Source organism: Clostridium sp. CTA-7, assembly GCF_054768095.1.
In genome coordinates this window covers 101,733-121,048 of record NZ_BAAAAV010000007.1, presented here as the reverse complement: position 1 = coordinate 121,048, position 19,316 = coordinate 101,733, and the positions used below count along the sequence as shown (strand labels likewise).

The 19,316-nt window shown below is 27.9% G+C and carries 25 protein-coding genes and 1 pseudogene; all 26 read left to right on the top strand.

Annotated features, from left to right (window positions below):
• Positions 1-10: 10 nt before the first annotated feature.
• The 26 genes and pseudogenes from ACYUEX_RS13810 (at position 11) to ACYUEX_RS13685 (ending at position 18,973) form a co-directional block, all read left to right on the top strand.
• The gene (locus ACYUEX_RS13810) at positions 11-697 is read left to right on the top strand and encodes an SMI1/KNR4 family protein (RefSeq protein WP_460288707.1); all 687 of its coding nucleotides are present in this window, start codon (positions 11-13) and stop codon (positions 695-697) included.
• 587 nt (positions 698-1,284) lie between these two features.
• Complete coding sequence (locus tag ACYUEX_RS13805; protein ID WP_460288706.1) at positions 1,285-1,608, top strand: hypothetical protein; 324 nt, start codon at positions 1,285-1,287, stop codon at positions 1,606-1,608.
• A 14-nt stretch (positions 1,609-1,622) separates the two neighbouring features.
• Positions 1,623-2,003 carry an immunity 22 family protein gene (locus tag ACYUEX_RS13800; RefSeq protein ID WP_460288705.1) on the top strand — a complete coding sequence of 127 codons (381 nt, stop codon included), beginning with the start codon at positions 1,623-1,625 and terminating at the stop codon, positions 2,001-2,003.
• A 235-nt stretch (positions 2,004-2,238) separates the two neighbouring features.
• Entirely contained in the window at positions 2,239-2,394 is a 156-nt protein-coding gene (locus ACYUEX_RS13795; protein ID WP_460288704.1) for a hypothetical protein, read from the top strand.
• Positions 2,348-2,557 (top strand): EndoU domain-containing protein, encoded by a 210-nt coding sequence (locus ACYUEX_RS13790; RefSeq protein ID WP_460288703.1) that lies wholly within the window; start codon positions 2,348-2,350, stop codon positions 2,555-2,557. Before ACYUEX_RS13795 ends, ACYUEX_RS13790 begins: the two co-directional genes overlap by 47 nt.
• A 119-nt stretch (positions 2,558-2,676) precedes the next feature.
• Positions 2,677-3,036 (top strand): hypothetical protein, encoded by a 360-nt coding sequence (locus ACYUEX_RS13785; protein WP_460288702.1) that lies wholly within the window; start codon positions 2,677-2,679, stop codon positions 3,034-3,036.
• Positions 3,037-3,619: 583 nt separating this feature from the next.
• Positions 3,620-3,925 (top strand): hypothetical protein, encoded by a 306-nt coding sequence (locus ACYUEX_RS13780; RefSeq protein WP_460288701.1) that lies wholly within the window; start codon positions 3,620-3,622, stop codon positions 3,923-3,925.
• A gap of 222 nt (positions 3,926-4,147) precedes the next feature.
• A complete protein-coding gene (locus ACYUEX_RS13775; RefSeq protein WP_460288700.1) occupies positions 4,148-4,696 on the top strand; it encodes a hypothetical protein in 549 nt (182 codons plus the stop codon).
• Positions 4,697-4,951: 255 nt separating this feature from the next.
• On the top strand, positions 4,952-5,257 hold the full coding sequence (locus ACYUEX_RS13770) for a hypothetical protein (protein ID WP_460288699.1): 306 nt from the start codon (positions 4,952-4,954) through the stop codon (positions 5,255-5,257).
• Between the two features lie 76 nt (positions 5,258-5,333).
• On the top strand, positions 5,334-5,714 hold the full coding sequence (locus tag ACYUEX_RS13765) for a DUF7674 family protein (protein ID WP_460288698.1): 381 nt from the start codon (positions 5,334-5,336) through the stop codon (positions 5,712-5,714).
• A 391-nt stretch (positions 5,715-6,105) separates the two neighbouring features.
• Positions 6,106-6,552: a hypothetical protein gene (locus ACYUEX_RS13760; protein WP_460288784.1), complete on the top strand. Its 447-nt coding sequence runs from the start codon at positions 6,106-6,108 to the stop codon at positions 6,550-6,552.
• Between the two features lie 20 nt (positions 6,553-6,572).
• Positions 6,573-7,115 (top strand): SUKH-4 family immunity protein, encoded by a 543-nt coding sequence (locus ACYUEX_RS13755; protein WP_460288697.1) that lies wholly within the window; start codon positions 6,573-6,575, stop codon positions 7,113-7,115.
• Positions 7,116-7,332: 217 nt separating this feature from the next.
• The gene (locus ACYUEX_RS13750) at positions 7,333-8,406 is read left to right on the top strand and encodes a TNT domain-containing protein (protein ID WP_460288696.1); all 1,074 of its coding nucleotides are present in this window, start codon (positions 7,333-7,335) and stop codon (positions 8,404-8,406) included.
• Positions 8,393-9,007, top strand: coding sequence for a hypothetical protein (locus tag ACYUEX_RS13745; RefSeq protein ID WP_460288695.1), 615 nt, complete (start codon positions 8,393-8,395; stop codon positions 9,005-9,007). Before ACYUEX_RS13750 ends, ACYUEX_RS13745 begins: the two co-directional genes overlap by 14 nt.
• Positions 9,008-9,364: 357 nt before the next feature.
• Positions 9,365-9,670, top strand: coding sequence for a hypothetical protein (locus tag ACYUEX_RS13740; RefSeq protein ID WP_460288694.1), 306 nt, complete (start codon positions 9,365-9,367; stop codon positions 9,668-9,670).
• A 37-nt stretch (positions 9,671-9,707) separates the two neighbouring features.
• Positions 9,708-9,995, top strand: coding sequence for a WXG100 family type VII secretion target (locus ACYUEX_RS13735; RefSeq protein ID WP_460288693.1), 288 nt, complete (start codon positions 9,708-9,710; stop codon positions 9,993-9,995).
• 12 nt (positions 9,996-10,007) lie between these two features.
• On the top strand, positions 10,008-11,888 hold the full coding sequence (locus ACYUEX_RS13730; RefSeq protein ID WP_460288692.1) for a hypothetical protein: 1,881 nt from the start codon (positions 10,008-10,010) through the stop codon (positions 11,886-11,888).
• A gap of 17 nt (positions 11,889-11,905) precedes the next feature.
• Positions 11,906-12,256: a hypothetical protein gene (locus ACYUEX_RS13725; protein ID WP_460288691.1), complete on the top strand. Its 351-nt coding sequence runs from the start codon at positions 11,906-11,908 to the stop codon at positions 12,254-12,256.
• Positions 12,257-12,302: 46 nt separating this feature from the next.
• The gene (locus ACYUEX_RS13720; protein WP_460288690.1) at positions 12,303-12,962 is read left to right on the top strand and encodes a hypothetical protein; all 660 of its coding nucleotides are present in this window, start codon (positions 12,303-12,305) and stop codon (positions 12,960-12,962) included.
• A 415-nt stretch (positions 12,963-13,377) separates the two neighbouring features.
• A pseudogene (gene tnpA / locus ACYUEX_RS13715) lies at positions 13,378-13,641 on the top strand (IS200/IS605 family transposase); the annotation flags it as partial.
• A gap of 420 nt (positions 13,642-14,061) precedes the next feature.
• Positions 14,062-14,499 carry a hypothetical protein gene (locus ACYUEX_RS13710; protein WP_460288689.1) on the top strand — a complete coding sequence of 146 codons (438 nt, stop codon included), beginning with the start codon at positions 14,062-14,064 and terminating at the stop codon, positions 14,497-14,499.
• Positions 14,500-15,060: 561 nt separating this feature from the next.
• Positions 15,061-15,183 (top strand): hypothetical protein, encoded by a 123-nt coding sequence (locus ACYUEX_RS13705; protein ID WP_460288688.1) that lies wholly within the window; start codon positions 15,061-15,063, stop codon positions 15,181-15,183.
• Positions 15,180-16,472, top strand: coding sequence for a TNT domain-containing protein (locus tag ACYUEX_RS13700; protein WP_460288687.1), 1,293 nt, complete (start codon positions 15,180-15,182; stop codon positions 16,470-16,472). The genes ACYUEX_RS13705 and ACYUEX_RS13700 overlap by 4 nt, the downstream gene beginning before the upstream one ends.
• 10 nt (positions 16,473-16,482) lie before the next feature.
• The gene (locus ACYUEX_RS13695; RefSeq protein WP_460288686.1) at positions 16,483-17,088 is read left to right on the top strand and encodes a hypothetical protein; all 606 of its coding nucleotides are present in this window, start codon (positions 16,483-16,485) and stop codon (positions 17,086-17,088) included.
• Between the two features lie 490 nt (positions 17,089-17,578).
• Positions 17,579-18,121: a hypothetical protein gene (locus tag ACYUEX_RS13690; protein WP_460288685.1), complete on the top strand. Its 543-nt coding sequence runs from the start codon at positions 17,579-17,581 to the stop codon at positions 18,119-18,121.
• Between the two features lie 702 nt (positions 18,122-18,823).
• Positions 18,824-18,973, top strand: coding sequence for a hypothetical protein (locus ACYUEX_RS13685; protein WP_460288684.1), 150 nt, complete (start codon positions 18,824-18,826; stop codon positions 18,971-18,973).
• Positions 18,974-19,316: the final 343 nt, after the last annotated feature.

Genomic DNA, 19,316 nt, shown 5'->3' with positions numbered 1-19,316 from the left:
GGTTAATATTATGGAAAATAAGTTAGAATTCTTAAGAAAATATCATAGGAATATTCGATTAATAAATATCAAGGAAATTAACTCTAAATCAATACCAAGCGAGTGGCATATGGCTTTTATGGAAAAAGATATTAAGTGTAGAATAAAAAAAATTTTAAGTATATGGGAAAAATATTCAGGTATTGAATTAAGAAATACTATATCTTATTTGTATGAAAATATTGTGGAGATTGATTTGATAGAGTATGATGGTAAATACTCCATTTTGTACAGCATAAAAACATCAGATGGGGAGATTGAATATTATGAAGGAGGAAATACTGAAGAGAAATTTAATAATCCTGAATTAGAAATGAGTTGGAGTAAGATTCCTGATTCGATTCGAAGATTCTATGAAAATGTTCATGATGGATTTTATTTCTATGCAAGTCAGTCAATGGGATTAGTAACTAGACAATCTGTAACCTATTTCAATGATGATGAATGGGGGATTATAGAGGATTTAGAAGAATCAATTAAAATTGATTTAAGAACAACATTTGGATTTTTCAAGAGTGGTATGGTCGGTTATGTTGCTATTGACTATACTAATTGTGACAATAATAATGCTACTTTATGGTTCTCAAACAATCAACCTAGATATAATATTAACTTTTGGGATGTAGTAGATGAATGGATAGTTATTGGATTTGAGTAATAATAGTTTTAGTTTATTTTTCTGTAAAACTAAGAGTAATTTAATTTGAAAATAAGTATTTAAAGAGGTGTAGTAAACCCGATAAATAAAATGAATAACTTACTGTATAAATAATAGCGTAGTGAATGCATTATTAAATAAATTTCAGAAAGTTATAAATTAGATAAAAAAATAATAGTACTATTCACTGTATAATTGTAATAATGTAGTTAAGCAATTAAAAGGTTAATGCTTCAGTAGTAGGAGCATTAACCTTTTTTTCTGTAGTGATAAAACTGAATATATAATGCAGAATGTAGAAATAAAAGAAGTAGCATGATAAAATAAAGTAAATAGATTAAGGGGAATTAATGTTAAAAGTCTAACTACATAAAACTAAAAATGGTAAGTGATTAAAAGTAGTTAAAAAACAGTGTGAAGCATAGAAAATACTAGGTTTATAGAAAAGGTAGACTTTGCCTCAAGGGGGTTAGCAGCCCTTATGATTAACATCTAAAGATATACCATCTGTAAGAAATGATGAATTTAATAAATTTTTTAATTCATTAACTTCTGAAGAATTAGAAGTGATATGGAAAGACCATAAGTTGAGGCAAACAATAGAGGATAGATTAAGACAACCAGGTGGATTACATGAATGGCATTTAGTTTCCAGAACTCCTGAGTTTAAAAATTGGAATGTAACAGCAGAGCAAATTAAAGACTTAAGAAGTTTAACTAAGGATGTTAAATCCGTAAATCCTAAAGGAGTTCATGGAGGTAGAGGTTCAACGACAGCTCATAATGAATTATTAAAAATAATAGATAATTCGACTGATTATGAAACATTCATAATAAGACTAAATAACTGGGCAAATTATAGATTGGATGGCGGTATAGAGTTATTACCTAAGGGTTTACAACTTAAATAGAAGAGGAGCTATATATGCAAAAAGAAGGAAAAGTATCATTGTGGTTAGGATGTTTTAGTGATGAAGATAGTTTTAGAAAATTTATGGAGATTAAATATACAGATAATGGAGATTCAATACCATCAAAATTTAAAATTCAATTTAATATAGATTATTATAATATAGATTTTTCAGAAATAGATTTTATGGAAGAAAAATCAGATGAACTACAAGCTTTATTAGAGGGATTTTCTAATGATTATGAGATAATACCGAAGTTGGATAAAGAATATAATAAATCCATGTATAATTCAATAGTGCTTCTGTATGATTTTGAATATGATTGTAATTCAGAAAACTATATAGATGGAGAAAATAAACTAAATTATATAGGATTTGTAGATTATACAAAATAATAAGATGTATAATAAAGAATAGATTAACTACATAAAAATAATAATAGCAGAATATAGTTAAATCAATAAAAGGCAGGAGAGATCACACTGCATAATATTAATAATGCAGTGTGATTAAAATAGAGAAACTAGCTGAAAAATAAAGTAGGCTAGTTTCTAGTTTTTTCTGAGAGAAGCATTGGAAATACTAGATTTAATGGGTAAAATGTAATAAGACAAACTCTGCTCCAAAGGGGTGGCTGATGATGTATATGATAATAATACAGGTAATTTTAAGAATGGAGCTTTAGAACATGTTTTAGAAGGTGAATTAAATGCTAGTGGTAAGACTGTGGGCTTTCATTATGAAGGAATGCCCAACAGCAAAGGGGAATATAATTCAAGGTACTGAGTCAGTTCCTAATCAATTTGGTGTATATACAGCTAGAGTAGAGGTTAATAGTGTGCCTAAAGTAGGAAATGGAGGAACATCAACATTTTTCTCTAAATCATATACTCAACAAAATATTGTAGATTCAATAAATGAAGCTTATAGTTCTAGACAATTTATTTAAGGAACTAGAAATACTTTCAGAGGACAAATATCTTCAGGCATAATAGTAGAAATGTATATAGATAGTTCTACAGGTAAAATAATATCAGCATTTCCAAAATATTAGGAGGAATAAAATTTATGAAATACACTTTTGAATTTAATGGGATAAGTTTTAATAATGAACAAAATGATTTAATAATAAATTTACAGAAAGAGGTAGAACTAGTTGCAACTTTTTTAATGTCAGATGTTCAAGGATATCCAGCTTATGCAATAGAAGCATTAGAAAATGTATTGAATGGAAAAAGTGAATATGAAGAGCTAAATGGAAATGTATGTGGACTAGAGATAAGAAAAGAAAAAACTACAGTTTATGATAATCTAGCTGATGATGGAATGGGTAATTGGTGTGAAATTGAAACTGGAGAACTAAGAGAATTAGTAGATATATGGATAAACAAATTGGGGGAATTTAGAAATCAAAATCCATATGGATAATATATTTTTAATGCATAATTCCAGGAAATCTAAATGCATAAAAGTTATTAACTAAATAGAATGAGACAAATTAATTATCTATATAATATTAATTATATGCATAATCTAAATAATGTAGTTAGTAAGGGGCAAAGGTGGAAGAGTGGCAGATAATTTTTAAAAGAGATTTTAGCTTGATGGATTATAAAATACTTTTAAAACTCTACCATCATATTCCCTTTTCAACCTAAAGTAAAAGAAAATATCGTTGTAACAGAAATATCGATACTAGAATAGTGTCGATATTTTTTATATTTAAATAAGTTGATAGTGGATGCTGAAGAAAAAACTGAATAAATAATGCCTAATGTAGAAATAAAAGAAGTGGCATGATAAAATAAGGTTAACAGATTTAAGGAAATTAATGTTAATAATCTAACTGCATAACACTAAAAATGGTAAATGGTTAAAAGTAGTTAAAAATAATGCTATATTGAGAGAAGTTAATGGAAAAATAGAAATTTTATGTTTATAGGTAAAAGATTATTTAACTAATGATGAATTTGAACAATGGGTATATCAAAATGAAGAGGAATTAAGTAAAGTGTTTGATGATAACCTATATTATGAAATTATCTTAACTAATTACAATAATAAGGAAGAGGTAATTAATTTAAAAAACATATTAGAGGAACATTTAAATTGCAAATTTAAAAATATTAATGAGTGTTATATTGAGAAAGTTATTGATACTAGTGAAGTAGAAAATCCAATTATAAAATTATTAAAGCAAAGATATGGGAGAAAAGAAAAGGTTGAATTTGACTGTAATAATATAAATTCTTTAAAAGAATTACATCACAATATAAAAGATAAATTTAGTTTTTCACAATATTATGGAATGAATTAGGACGCATTAAGAAACTTTTTAAGAGAAACTGAATTACCTAAACAAATTATTTTTAATGGATGGAGTCATTTGTTTGAGATAATGCTAAAAGATTGTAATATTCTAAGAGATATATTAGAGGAATGCGGTTCTAATGGTAGTGAAGTAATATATAAATAATTAATATTGATAGTTAAATATTAAAAAAATAGGATGATTAAAATAAAGTAAAAGGTGATAAAGATGGAAAAGTTATTAAATGATGTTTTTAATAAGATATATATAGATAAGGACTATGAGTATTTTAAGGATAGATGTAGAAGCAAAATAGTATTTAGTAAGGAGTTTTATACCAAAACAGAAGTATATGTTAATGATATAATTGAAGAAGATATAGATGGTGCTCCATCTCAAATATGGTACTTTAAATATAGTAATTATGAGAATGGTAAATTAAAAGTATCATATAAGACTCTGTTACAAATATCTAAGATTATACCTGTTTTTTATATTCATCATGAGTTTGAGGTTGAAAACTATGATGAATATAAAATGAGTCCTGTACTAGATGGATTTGGACCGCAACCTTATATTAAGAATCAAGCTGATTTATATGAAATTACAAAAGAATATTTAGAAAAAAATGGATATGTAGAAGTTGATTATTCTCAACTTAATGAGATAGTACTTAATAAAGATAATAATAGTACTAATTTAATAAATGGAGAAAAATTTTCTGTAGAAGAGTTAATATTTTATGATAGATTTGAAATTGAAAATACAATTATTTAATATAAAATTAGAACTAGATATGCGAGTAAATAGAATGTTTAATATATTTTTATTCAAATAAAATAATGCTCATGCGATTTATAGTATGTTAAAGATGCCGAATTTAACAACTGATCACACGAGCACAATTTTAGTAAATATAATCTTTGGAATGATGAAAAATAAGACAGAATATGTGATGAAATATAGACATGAGAGAATAGCAAGTTAAAGGTGGTAGTTAGGCTATCACCTTAGCCTTTAATCAATTTTCATTTGATTGAGGGGGCGGCTGAAGCTGATTTCTATGTTGGACAAAAAGGTAAGACATTATCATCACAGTATAAAGAATGGATTGGCACAAATAGAGGAAAGGAGTTACTTAAATCTGCAGAAAATTCAAAGTTACAAAATGCTATAAAACAGTTGTATAGAGATGAGTCAATTATTGGTGATGGTGGAACAGCAGATGTAATAAGATTTGAGCGTGAGAGTGGAATGAATCTGGGGATAAATGGTAACACTCATATGCAAAAGGGTGCCGATATGCAAAAGTATTTACAAAAGATAATGGATGCTTAAAATCTTAGTCCGTCAGATTTTAAGCTAACAAATGAGTTATTAAATGATTTAAAAAATGCATTAGGAGGGAACTAACTTGAAATATGATTCATTAATTGAAGATATATTTAAAGCTATACCAGAGTTAAGAGAAGAATATAATTCCAAAGCAGAAGAAAACTTAATTGATGAAGAGACTGGTGTTCATATTGTTTTTGGAGTAATAATAGTTCCGTACTTGGTAGAATTATTAAAAAAAGAAAATGATAAATATAAAGAAGTAATAAGACGTACATTCATTTTTTTTGAAGAAATGGCTAAAAATGATGATGTATTAATTCAAGAAGTTTTAGAATTTACAATAATAGAAACTCTCATTGATGAAGGAAAAGAAGTATTAAACAATGCTTATAATTATATGTTGGAGGAAACAAAAAAATCAAGCAGTGCAGTAGAACGATTTTTTAGCATTAAATAATTTATTCAATGCATAATTATAAGTTAATAGATGCATAAAAGTAGGACTACAATTGAATTCAGTTAAATCAATAAAAGTAAGAAAATTTAATACTGCATAATTTAAATAATGGAGTTAAAGAAGTTAAGAAGATTAATGTTTCAGTAATTGGAGCATTAATCTTTTTTTCATGCAATGCCAACTGTAGGAATGCAAGAAGTAGTATGATAAAATGGTAGTAATAGATTGAAGGAAATGGATGTTAAAAAACTAAATACATAACACTAAAAGTGGTAAGTGATAAAAAGTATTTAAAAAGTAATGTGAAGCATTAGAAACACTAGGTTTTATAGATGTAAGACAATAAGACAGACTCTGCCCCAAGGGGGTTAGTAAAGCTGACTATAGTTCTATTAGTGCTTATAAAGGAATTGATGTTGAGAAAATTCCAGTTGAATATAGAGCAGATCCCAATTTAACAACTCAAATGGATTTTAAAGGTAAAGGAAAAGGAGGTACTAATGCTGCTAGATGGGAAAGGAATGCAGGTAAATATTTCAATGAATTATTAGAGAAAAATCCTGAATATTGGAGCGAAGTAAATACTATAAGGATAGAAGATGGGTTGGTTCCAATAGTAGATGAGCAATTTGCTAATTATTTTCCACAATATAGTGATAGAATAGGTAATAAGTTAATTCACCATCATATAGGTGGAGGTGGTCAAGCAGCTGCAGTACCAGAAACATTGCATAAAGGATTTGGTGGAATACACAATGTCGAAAAAGAGAATGGAATTAGAGGCAATGATATATTAACAAATATAGCTGAAATACTATCGAAAGATTATAAAAAGTGATAAATTACTAGGAGGTTCTTATGATAAATTCAAATGATTTTAAAGAAAAGTGGAATACAGAGATATATCCATTAATAGAATATGACGGGAAAAGAGTTAATAAATTAGAAATACCATTAGAAAGTAAGAACTTTTTAATAGAGGCTGGTTTACCTGAATCAGCTACACCATTTTTAAATTTTGAAATAATGAGTAATGGTGGGTTATTAACTTTAAAAGAAAAATATAATACTGATAAATATGCAGAAGATACATATATTGGGTTTACAGGAGATGGTGATATTATAGCGATAGAAAATAAATCAGGAGTAATTATAACTATAAATCATGAAACATTTGAAAAATCATATGTGAATAATTCTGTTCCACAGTTAGCTGAGAGCTTGTTAGAATATGCAGAGTTTGTAAAAAGAATTAAGAAATCTAATGGTAGGCGTGCATATTTAAATAGGGATTGTGCACAAGAAGAATTAGAATCAATTAAAAATAAACTAATTTTAATTGATGGTAAAAGTATTGATAATAATAGTTTTTGGTGGAATGAAATGAGTCTTTTTGAATAATATTAGAAAGAGTAGTTTGTGTTGAAAAATAAACTACCCTTTTGATATTTATAAAAATACTTGACTTTTAATAATTAAGCCTATTAAAGATAAATAGAGTAATTTTTTATGAAAAGGAGCATTTATTTTAACTACCCAAAAAGGATATCAATTTGAATCATAGTTGTATGATTCAAATTGATATTTTCGATTCTAGCAATAACATTATTTAATTAAAATGGTATATGCAGGACTTAATTTAGTAGACCTTGGATTAAATCTTCCACATATGGTTAAGGGATTAAAAAATATAAAAAATATAAAACCATCATTAATAAATGCTGGAAAAGCAATTAAGAATTTTCCAAGTAAAGTAACTGGTATGGTAAAGTCATTTGGTACAAAAGGAACTGAATTTATAAAAGATACTGGTAAAGTATTTAAAATGAGCTTTAATAATCATATTTCAGATACTAGAAGCGTTACTACAGGGGCAAACCTTGGAGGAGAATTCAATAAACTTGGTGGTAGTGTTAAAAAAGCGATTTCTGATCTAGGTGATATTAAGGCACAGTCTGAAATAAGAAGAGTAGTTTTAAATAATATTGAGCAAAGTAAAATTGCTAGAGAAGCTTCAAATTATCAAGAGTTTGCAAAAAAAGAAGCACAGATATATGATGAAATAAGTAAAAAGAAACTTCTTGAGGTGGGAGGAGAAAGCGGCAAAATAAATAAATATAGTTTATCTGGTGAAGAACATTATCAAGCATTAAAAGAAATTTTTGGTGAAGGTAATGTAGAATGGACATCAAAAACAAATATTAGCCAATCAGAAAGACTTAAAATTAATAATTGGGATTTTACTCCTAGGGAAGATTTGTATATAAAATATAAAGATGTTTATAATAATGAACTATACTATAACCAAGCAACAGGTAAAATAAATTGGCCAAGCAATAATGGCTTTCTTGAAGAAATACCTAATGAAGTAACGGTAAATCCGTCTATGATATTAGATAGATATGGAGAACCAACTGGACAATTTATGGCAAATGCAACAGATTCATATGGATCACGAGCACTAGCCCCACATAGTGAAAAGGCAAAGCATTACTATTATAGACCTACAGAAGAATTTACTATGGATGCCGGAACTGCTGCACCTTGGTTTGGAAGTAATGGTGGTGCTACTCAATACTTAAAATATCATTCAAATGGAGAATTATATACAGTTGAAGAATTATTACATGATGGATTTTTGGAAGATATAACAGATTTGGTTAAGAAAGGTTTGATTAATGTTGGCAAGTGAATTAAATAAATTATTAAATACGAATTATAAAGTACTTGAAGAAGCGGATACTATAGAAATATTTCATATAAGCTATGGCAATATCGAACAAGAAATGTATATAAAATGCAAAAAAAGTTCATTGGGATGGACTATATATAAAAATGTGAAGGGAAATAATTATGAAATTGGAACTTTCGTGGAAGAAGAATACGCTATATGTATGCTATATGTAGTATGTATAAAAAGTTTTGAAGGAGCAAAAGAAGATATTAATTTGAAACGAAGTTTAAGGGCTTGCAATGGAGAGAATGCAATTGTTCAGGCGGTTGAAATTATAAAAGGTGAATGTGAATTAGAGTATTTCTCTTTAGATATTTCAAAAAAAAATACGATTTGTATGGAAAATGTAAATGGGTTATATAATATTTTCTATTTATGTGAGGATGATAGTAGAATTAATATTGTTTCTGATGCAACTTTTAATAGGGCACTTGTAGTTGTATATAGCTATTCAATTTTATTGAAGGAATTTAATAAAATATATACAAAATTATCAATATATTACCCAATATGCCAAAATTACTATAAAGAATTACTTAGATGTTATTTTAATAAATAAGATAATAAAGAGTAGATAATATTTTGCGTATCTAAAATTGAAATATCAAAGTTTAAAGTAATTAACTGCAAAATTAAGTCTTAATTGAAAGCATAATATAAATAATGTAGTGAGATGAAGAAAAAAGCTCATTAAGTCACTAAAAATAAAAGTATAAAACAATAGAAATTCAATTGTAATAGGTGCTAAAAATAGTTGAATATATAATAAAAAATAATGGCTTGATGGGCTGAGAAGAAATTGTAATCAAAAAGAAAATAAAAAATATATAATAAATATGCTAAAAGCTAATGTTTGAAGTAAAGAACATTAGCTCTTTTTAGCATGCAAAGAGAAATAGAAGGAAGTAATCAGTAGGTGTCAAATTTTAAAGAAGGAGAGAAAAGTGTAGTTAAGGTAAAACTTTATGGTGGTATTGATTATGTAACAATAGAATTCCCAGAAGAACTAACTGATTTAAACTATAAGCTCAATACATATAAGAGATTTACTCCTGAGAAAACTAAAGAATTTGATTATGAATTTTTTGTTCCGATGGGTTCAGAGCATAAGGTTTATACTGTCGATGTAACAGGATATAAGAAGGGTAAAGAAAAAATTGTATATCCCAAAATGGAAGTAATAGGGAATATATTAGATAAGGTTAGGACAAGAATAAGATAGTGTAAGCTTATTGTTTATTTAAAGGAGGCAGAAAACTATGGATGTTTTAGTAGATATAAATAGGGTTAATGAGGCAAGAAGTATATATAGAAAATATGGAAATGAATTAAAGGATACAATAAATAGACTTAAAAGCGCAGTAGATAAAATAGAAGCTCAGTGGCAAGGAGCTTCTAAAGATAGTTTTGCAAATAGCCATTTTCCAAAGTTATATGAGTCAATGATAGATCATAATAAGAGAATTGAATATTTAGCTAGGGAGTTAGATTGTATAGCAGAAGAGTTCTCATCACTAGGAAGAGACATAGATAATAGAACTAGGTAAAGGAGAAAAAATTTGAGTACTATAAGTTTAGGTGGAAGTGGCATAATAGGGATATCCTATGGAGAGACAAGCCTATTAAAAAGCAATCTATTAAGAGCAAAAGAAAGAAGAGATAGTGCAGCAAGTAATGCAAATTCAGCGAAGATGAAGTTGCAGGTAAATGGAAGCTCAGGTAGAATAAGAGTGGAAGCAGATAATCTTCAAAGTTATTATAGTAGCATAAAAAATAATAATGCAAAGATAGATAAAGTAATAAGAGATATAGATTATATAGTAAGAAGATTTAAAGAAGTTGATAGTAGGTGTGCAAATAGGATAAAATCAATAGGAAGAGGTTATAAAGTAAGATCAGGTATAAGTAAGATAGGAAACTCATTAATATCTTTTGGAAATAAAGTGTTTAATGGTATAAGTAGTTTTTTTAATGATGGAATGAATGCTATAAAGTCAATGGGGAGTTCGGTAAAGAATTGGTTTAGTTCTAAATATACGGCAGTAACAGGATGGCTTGATAGCCATCCAATTGTAGGAAATACAGCATCATTTGCCTTAAATGCATTAGCAGTAGTAGGAGCAGGAGCTACGCTATTTTTCGGTGGTCCAGTAATTGCAGTAGTAGGAGCTGTCATAGGAGGGGCATTAGCATTAAATGGACTTATAGATGATGGAACAAAAATATATAATAACGTAGCAAATGGAACTAATAAAGGATTTAACGCCTTAGAAAGTGGATTGAAAGCTGTAGCTGGAGAAAAAACTGGAGGAATGGTATATGCAGGACTTAATTTAGTGGACTTTGCATTAAATATTCCACATATGGTTAAGGGATTAAAAAATATAAAAAATATAAAGCCATCATTAATAAATGCGGGAAAAGCAATTAAGAGTTTCCCAAGTAAAGTAACTGGTATGGTAAAGTCATTTGGTACAAAAGGAACTGAATTTATAAAAGATACTGGTAAAGTATTTAAAATGAGCTTTAATAATTATATTTCAGATACTAGAAGCGTTACTACAGGGGCAAACCTTGGAGGAGAATTCAATAAACTTGGTGGCAGTATTAAAAAAGCGATTTCTGATCTAGGTGATATTAAGGCACAGTCTGAAATAAGAAGAGTAGTTTTAAATAATATTGAGCAAAGTAAAATTGCTAGAAAAGTTTCAAACTATCAAGAGTTTGCAAAAAAAGAAGCACAGATTATTGAGGGAGTAAGTAATGATAACTTCTTAAAAAGTAAGATACTTAAAATGAATTCATTTCAAGAAGATATATCATCTATATTAAAAAATGAGAAAATTACATTAGATGAATTTAATTCAATTAGGATGAAAGGTGCTTCTGAACTGACTGATGAACAAAGAAGAATTATGATGAAGATAAGAGAACAAGTTCCAAATCCGAACAGTGATACAACATTACAAAAAGTAATTGATGGTGGAAAAATAGATAATTATATAAAAGATGATAACCCATGGAATACAGTAGGTGGATTTATAACTAAAGCTCAAGATACTAAAGAGTTAAGTACATTACAAGAGGTTTATGATGGCTTAGCGCTTGGGTACAAGGATACTCCATTTACAGTAGGAGTAGATAAGGATTATGGAATAATAAGATTTAAAACAGATGTGGTAGACAAAATAGATATACCATATGGACCAACTATGGAGGGAGTAGGTGCAAAACCACCAACTGGTGGATTTGATACATCACCAGACCCGTTTACAGGACATGGGTTTACTAAAGATATGAATGGTAATATTATTCCTGAGTACACAATGCAATATTTGAAGCCTAACGAAGGTGCAGAATTATACAGGGTAAATAGTAAAACAGGAATTGAGGAATTAATTGCGAAATATAAGGATGGTAAGTTTGTAAAAATAAAATAAATGGAGAGGAGTTATTTATGTTACTTGGTAAATATACGTTATATATGGGTAGACAGTATGAAGTTGTTGATTATGACAAAAAAAATAAAATTATTAAACTAAAATCAGATGATAGTAAGATAAAATATAAAATTGTAAAAAGAAGCGATGTTGAAGAAATATACTATATACAGACTAATTGTTTTTATAAAGGATACAAGTTTCAAGTTATATCAGAAAAAGGGGACAGTATATTGATTTATACTAGTAACAATGAAGTAGGAGTTAAGTTAAATATGGAATTCATAGAACGTTCTATATATCATAAATGGATAAGAAAGAGCGAAGTAGATAGAATATTGGAAGATAAGACTCTATTGAACTTATGAAATTTTACTTAACCATTAACTGAAATTATAAAGTTGAGGTATGAAAATGTATAATGATGATGTTAGAAATAGAATTATAGAAATAAGCAAAAAGCAGGAGTACTTACAGGAGTTATTACAAATGCTTTCAAGAGAGGCAATGATATATTATTGCCCGTATAATTCTGAAAATTCACTGGCTAAAGTAATGATGGACAAAAATGAATATGTAGTAATAGCTACAAGTAAAGAGGTACTAACTGAAAGTAAGCAATATTTAGATATTAATAAGATTATTGAGATTAATGCTATAAGTATAATTAGAAATATTTTAAGAATGGAAAATAAAGGAGCTATAATTAATTTAGGAGATGAATCTCAATTAGTTCTCGATACCAATATGTTAAAACTTTTATATAGGGAAGTCATAGTGGTGGATTTATATATGAAAGGAGGAGCATATGTAATACAAAATAATGAAGATTATCTTTTGGTTGAAGTTGAAGGAATTAAGTTTTTTAATATAGCATTGACAGAAGATGATGGTAAAAAATTGAAAGAGGAATTAAATCAAAAAGGAAATATATTATTTAAGAGTTGGAAAGAAATTTTTCCTTACTTTGTAATGACTAAATGTAAAGCATTGATTTATAATTTTAATAACAAAGACATGGTTTTGGTTGGGGAACCATATTTAGGATGGCTTTATGATAGTCCGTTTCAATAACTTACTACAATTTAATAATTGTTTAACTGCAAAAAAAGTAGATATTCAAAAAATGTATAAAATTAAAGAAACTATACTGAAAACAATACTGCATAATATTAATAATGTAGTGATTAGGGGGCAAAGGTGGAAGAGTGGTAGATAATTTTTAAAATATATTTTAACTTGATGAGATTAAAAAATACTTTTTAAAAATTCTACCACCTTAACACCTTTTTCACATAAATTAAAAGAAAATATAGCTTTAACTGAAATGTCGATACTTCAATAGTCTCGATATTTTGTTGTATAAAGAATAAAACCTCCAATGTATTATAAAAAGTAGGTTTGCCGACCACAATTTATAAACAGAGGAGGATCCATAATGGATAATAGCAGTTTAGAACATAGCAAATAGAATTGTAAATATTATACAATATTTGCACCTAAGTATAGAAGACAAATAATATATGAAAAGATAAAAGCAGATATAAGAGTAATTTTAAGAAAGCTTTGTGAACAAAAAGGTGTAGAAATAATTGAAGCGAATGCGTGCAAAGATCATATCCATATGCTTGTCAGTATTCCACCAAAGATTAGTGTATTTCAATTTATGGTGTATCTTAAGGGAAAAAGTTCTCTTATGATATTTAATAGACATGCAAATTTAAAATATAAATATGGAAATAGGCAGTTTTGGTTCAAAACTGGAAAATTAATTTATGCAGGCAAGCCTAATCCAACTGGATATTTAACGACTAAGTCAGGGATAGATAGAGTAGGTAATGATGCTACAAAAATTTTTGAAGGATTGCAAGTAAAACCTTTTTACAAAGAAGGAATGGATAGTGCAATCTATAGGAAAACAATGATGGCATATGAACCAACAACTGAGTTAGATGCTGCATTTGGAATTGCAAAGTCTAACCCGCAATTTGGAAATGGCAAATTACCTCAAATATATATTGATAATTTTAAAGAGTTGGTACACAATGGATACTTAAGAAAAGTTCCTCAAAAGGCTATAGAGTTACATAATTACCAAATGCCATATGAAGAATATGAAAAGATTATAGATAAAATAATTGAATTAGGTGGAAAGGGGTATTAAGCAAAGGTTATGAACAGAGTAGATTCTAATATTGAGATAAATGGTAAAGATATATGTAGTACAACTAATAAATATAATTTCATAGCATTATTTTCTAATGAATTAAAAAAATATAATGATAAGACTAAGGTGTTTAGATTTAAAAACCCAGTAAAATTTGAGGGATATAATAGTTGGATTTTAGTAGCATTTGATGATTTAGATAAATTAAGTTTAATACAAATAAATGATGCAAATCCAGAATTAGTGAATACTTATGAAAATTGGTCTAATTATAAGGCGAAATTAATAAAGGAAAGTCAGGACAATTTTATAAAATCAATACTAGGTAATCCAGATAATATAAGACCAGGAGTTATAGAATATTCAGTAGATTGGGCAACTATTACTTCATATGAAGACCCTAGAAGTGGAGATTCTGCAATAAATATAAGATTTAATCATTAAAAGAAAATATAGTTTTAACTGAAATATCGATACTACAATAGTGTCGATATTTTCTGTTTTAATAGAGGGTAATGGGGAATTAAAATTTTTTAATAGTTCAACAGATACAAGTATCTGATAAATGAAATCCTAACTAATCAATACTAATACCTTTAGGAGTAAGTAAAACAAGTATAAAACTGATGTGTAAGATGATAAGCTAGGAAAAACTAAGGTCAATAATTCTACTTAAAAGTTAATGTAATTAGAAGAATATAATATGTACTAAAAAAATAGAAAAGCATTAAGAAATAAAAAGAATTGATAAAATAAACATATAAATTAATACAGCTTGAGTAGAATAACTATGGACTTGAAAATTAGAACCGGGAAAATAAGACTAATAACAAAAATAATAATGCAAAGATAGATAAAGTAATAAGGGATATAGACTATATAGTAAGAAGATTTAAAGAAGTTGATAGTAGGTGTGCAAATAGGATAAAATCAATAGGAAGAGGTTATAAAGTAAGATCAGGTATAAGTAAGATAGGGAATTCATTAATATCTTTTGGAAATAAAGTGTTTAATGGTATAAGTAGTTTTTTTAATGATGGAATGAATGCAATAAAATCTATGTCTAGCTCGGTATCAGATTGGTTTAGCAATTATAGTTTCTTTGGTACTTCAAGATTAGGAAATTGAATGGAGTAGGATATTTAGGATCTGGAATACCAGGAGTGGGTTTAGGATGTGGTTTACCAGCATTATCATTTAATCGAGATGGGATTAATGCTATAAAGTCAATGGGGACTTCGGTAAAGAATTGGTTTAGCAATTATAGTTTCTTTGGTACTTCAAGATTAGGAAATTTGAATGGAGTAGGATATTTAGGAGCTAGAATACCAGGAGTAGGATTGGGATGTGGCTTACCAGTAGTATCATTTAATGGAGATGGGATTACATATGCTGGTACAAGTATATATAATAAAATTAAATCTTTTATTTCGAGTATTGGAGATAAATATAATAAATGGGTAGAGAACCGTCATATTAATGATGAAAAAGCTGTGATTGATCTTAGAGATAAAAATAAAATCGAGTGGCTAGATTATACAGATGAAGAAAATATCTATACTTGGGAAGAAGTAAAGAAGTATATTGAAGGTGGGATTTGGGGAAGTGGTTTGTATTTTGGTAATGAAATATCAGATTTACCTAAGCAAATAATTTATAAAAAAGGGATTTATACATATGTATCTATATTAGAAGAAGATATAGAGTATTTTAATGGAATACCATTGAATATAGGTGATCCAATTACTTTGAAAGATGGAACTGTAATAGATCACAGGTTGTATAAATACAAAATTGTTGATACTGATGAACCTCCAATATCTGCGGGAATAGTTTCTATACCTGGTAGTTTAAGAGTTCCTAAAGTAGGAAATATGAATGAATTCTTTAAAGGTGAGTTTGGAAGTAGTCTTAAGGGGGTTACACAAGCTGATAAATTAAAAATAAATTCTTGGAAATATGCTCCAGATGAAGAACTATATTTAAAATATAAAGATGTATTTGATAACCCTAAGTATTATAATCAAACAACTGGTGAAATAAATTGGCCAGGGCAACATGGAGATCCTAACATAGATGGATTTCTTAATGGTGAGTTTAAATTAGTAAGTTTGAAACCAGGGAAAAAAATTGATAGATATGGGGGAAATAACGGAACTTTTTTTGCAGATGAAGGTATTCCTACTGAGAATAGAGCTATGGCTCCTAATTCTGATTTTTCATCTCATAATGTATATGAAATAAAAAGAGAAATTCCTATGAGAAGAGGGGAAATAGCCCCATGGTTTGATGAAGTTGGAGGAGGAATACAATATCAGATTGATCCTATATTCGATAAAGAAATAAGAAATAAGCTGAATCGTGGAGAGAATTTCATCGATGGATTAATTAGATTAGGATATTTAAAACGTTTATAAGGAGAAGAAGATGAGTTTAAATTTAGAAAAATCATATATTGATAATTTAATAAAATATGTAGGGAAAGATTTTAAAATTTTTGAGTATGAAAATAGAATAGAGATAATGCAAGAGTATGAAATAAAATATATCTTAGAAAATGATTTAAATAGTATTTATAGATTTTCTTGTGTAGAAAGAGGAGAATCATTAGAAATAGAAAAGTATTTTTCAGAGCAAGAAATGAAAAGAAAATTTGCAATAACTATAAATGGATTAATAGGTCAAAAAATTGATTATAAAAATGGGGAAAAATTTGAAGAAGCAAAAAGTATTACAGAAGTCGAAAAATTAATGGATTTATATGTAGGGAAAGAATATTACTCTATTATGAATGCTCAAAAAATGAAAATTAACTTAGAAAAGAATGGGGAAAATGAGTATAGCATTTATTTATTAGGAGAGAATGGGGAAAAACAATATAAAGAAAAAAAATTAGATGCACCATTTATGTTTTTTAGATTTTATAGCGAAGCATTATTCTTTAAGGATAGTATTGAAAGAATTGATAAATATCAATTATTATTTAATGATATATTAAATAGTCAAGAAAAATATGATTTAATTGCATATTAGTTGTAAATGTAAAAATAATAATTAAAAATCTGCGTAGGGAGATAGTTTTACCTACTCAGATTTTTATTATATATAAATTGCAAAATTACTATTCTGAATAGATTCAGTATGGATAAAGTTAATAGTTTAGTTGATAAAGTAGATTATGTGGCAGATATTACTAGGGGGTAGGAGAAGCTGCCGCTTTTGAAAAGAAGATAAGCCAAATGCTGCCGAATAACCGTGTAGCGGCGGTAAAGACTGAAGTAAATCGTATTGCAAATGAAAACGGGTTAATAAAAGATAATAAATTAACCCAAATTAACAATCGTACTGTATATCGGAACCCAAATACTGTGGAAATCTTTGCGGTTGATACACAACATGGGAGATTCGAAAGTTTAAATCCTAAGAATGGTAAGCACTTAGGAGAGGTTGATTTTAATCAAGTTCCAAATTGATAGATAAATTGGGTGGACACAACCTAAAAATGAAATAGTGGAGGAAAATTATGTTAAATGTTGTTGAAGATACTATAAATCGTATTTATAGAACAAATGACTATAAGTTTTTTGTTACTAAATGTAACAAAGAGCTCGAATTACCAAAAGAACTGGATAAGTACATAAAAGAACAAGGGTATAAACTAATAGGGATATTTGATAATCAAAGCCCTTCAAGAAGGTGGTATTGCTACTTTAGTGATTTTGTAAAAGGAGAATTTAAAGTACTATACAAAACTATGTTTGAAATCTCAAAAATAGCACCATTATTTTATATACAGCATGAATTTGAGGTGGAAAATAAAGATAATAATAAAATTAATCCTGTACTTGATGGATTTGATAGTCAGCCATATACTAAGGAACAAGCAGGGTTAAATGATGAAATAGTATCGGTTCTTAGTAAATATGGATATAAAGAATTATCTTCTTCTGAAATGAATGAAGTTGTTGTAGATATTAAGATTCCAGAAGACGTTAGTGTTTTTGGAACTCAAGCTACTGTTGAACATCTATTATTTAATGACATTTTAGATTTAACCAGTAATTAACAAATAGGTCAAGCGATATTTAGGTATTTTTTCGTTAGTTAGCAAAGTATAGTACTTACATTGAAGTAGTTACAGTCTTACTGCATTATTTACTGAAACTATCTGCAAGAAGGATTGCAGTAAAAGCATATTTACAAAAAGCCATAGCAAGTAAATAAACCCTTGCTACTTACCAGAAGAAAATTGGTTGCATAATACTAATAATGCAGTGAAATAGGATGATGAGTCAATTGAAATAGATTGGCTCATTATTTTTTTACATTCAATTAGGTTGATAGTAAGGGATAGATAAAAAAGTAGATACCATACAAATAGGAGCAAGTAGGACAGGGCTTATACTAACGACGTAAGCTGAAAGCTAAGGAAATACTAGGCTCAATAATTCTACTTGAAATCCGGGATCTTGAAGCATTAAAAGGAATTAATATTAAAAAGATAAGTAAGCCATTAAAGACAGGTAAGTTTTATAGAGTTTGCTTAGATATTGAATAAGTGAGGGTGTTAAATGAAAGTCGTTGACATAACAGATATAATTGATCTAGTAGAAAATACAGATAAAATAGTAGCTATTATTGATAAATATGGATTAATATAAGATTAGTCAAATATATTTATGCTACTTAATTATGACGAAGCATTTAAAAATAAAAGTGTAGATACTAGATGAAATTTTGAAGTAACCACGAAAAAGGTGATTAAATAATGTATTGCGTAATACAAAAAATAGATACATTAGTTGAAGAAATAGAAAAAGAGTACACGAAAACAGATGAATATATAACTCACGAGAAACATAGAAAGATAATCAATAAATACTTAGAAGATAAAGCGGATTTTGAGAAAATATATTGATAAAACTCTTATGATAAATGCTATGACATAGTGTGAAACACTTAGGAATAAGGAGACACTAGAAAATATAAAAAATCAATATGAAGCATCTAAAGAGTGGGAACGTAGTTATTATGAAAATTTTAAAGGTAACTACAATAATTATGATTTATATGGTAGTTATCAGAGTAATAAACATAGTAACCACAATGAGGAAGATAAAAGTAACTATAAGAAACTATATAAGACTTTAGCAAAGGCATACCACACGGATATAGCAAAAGATGAAGCGGAAAAGAAGAACTTTATTTTAGAAATTGAAAATGCTATAAGTTTAATTAAGCCAAAAGTAGGTGAAAATTAT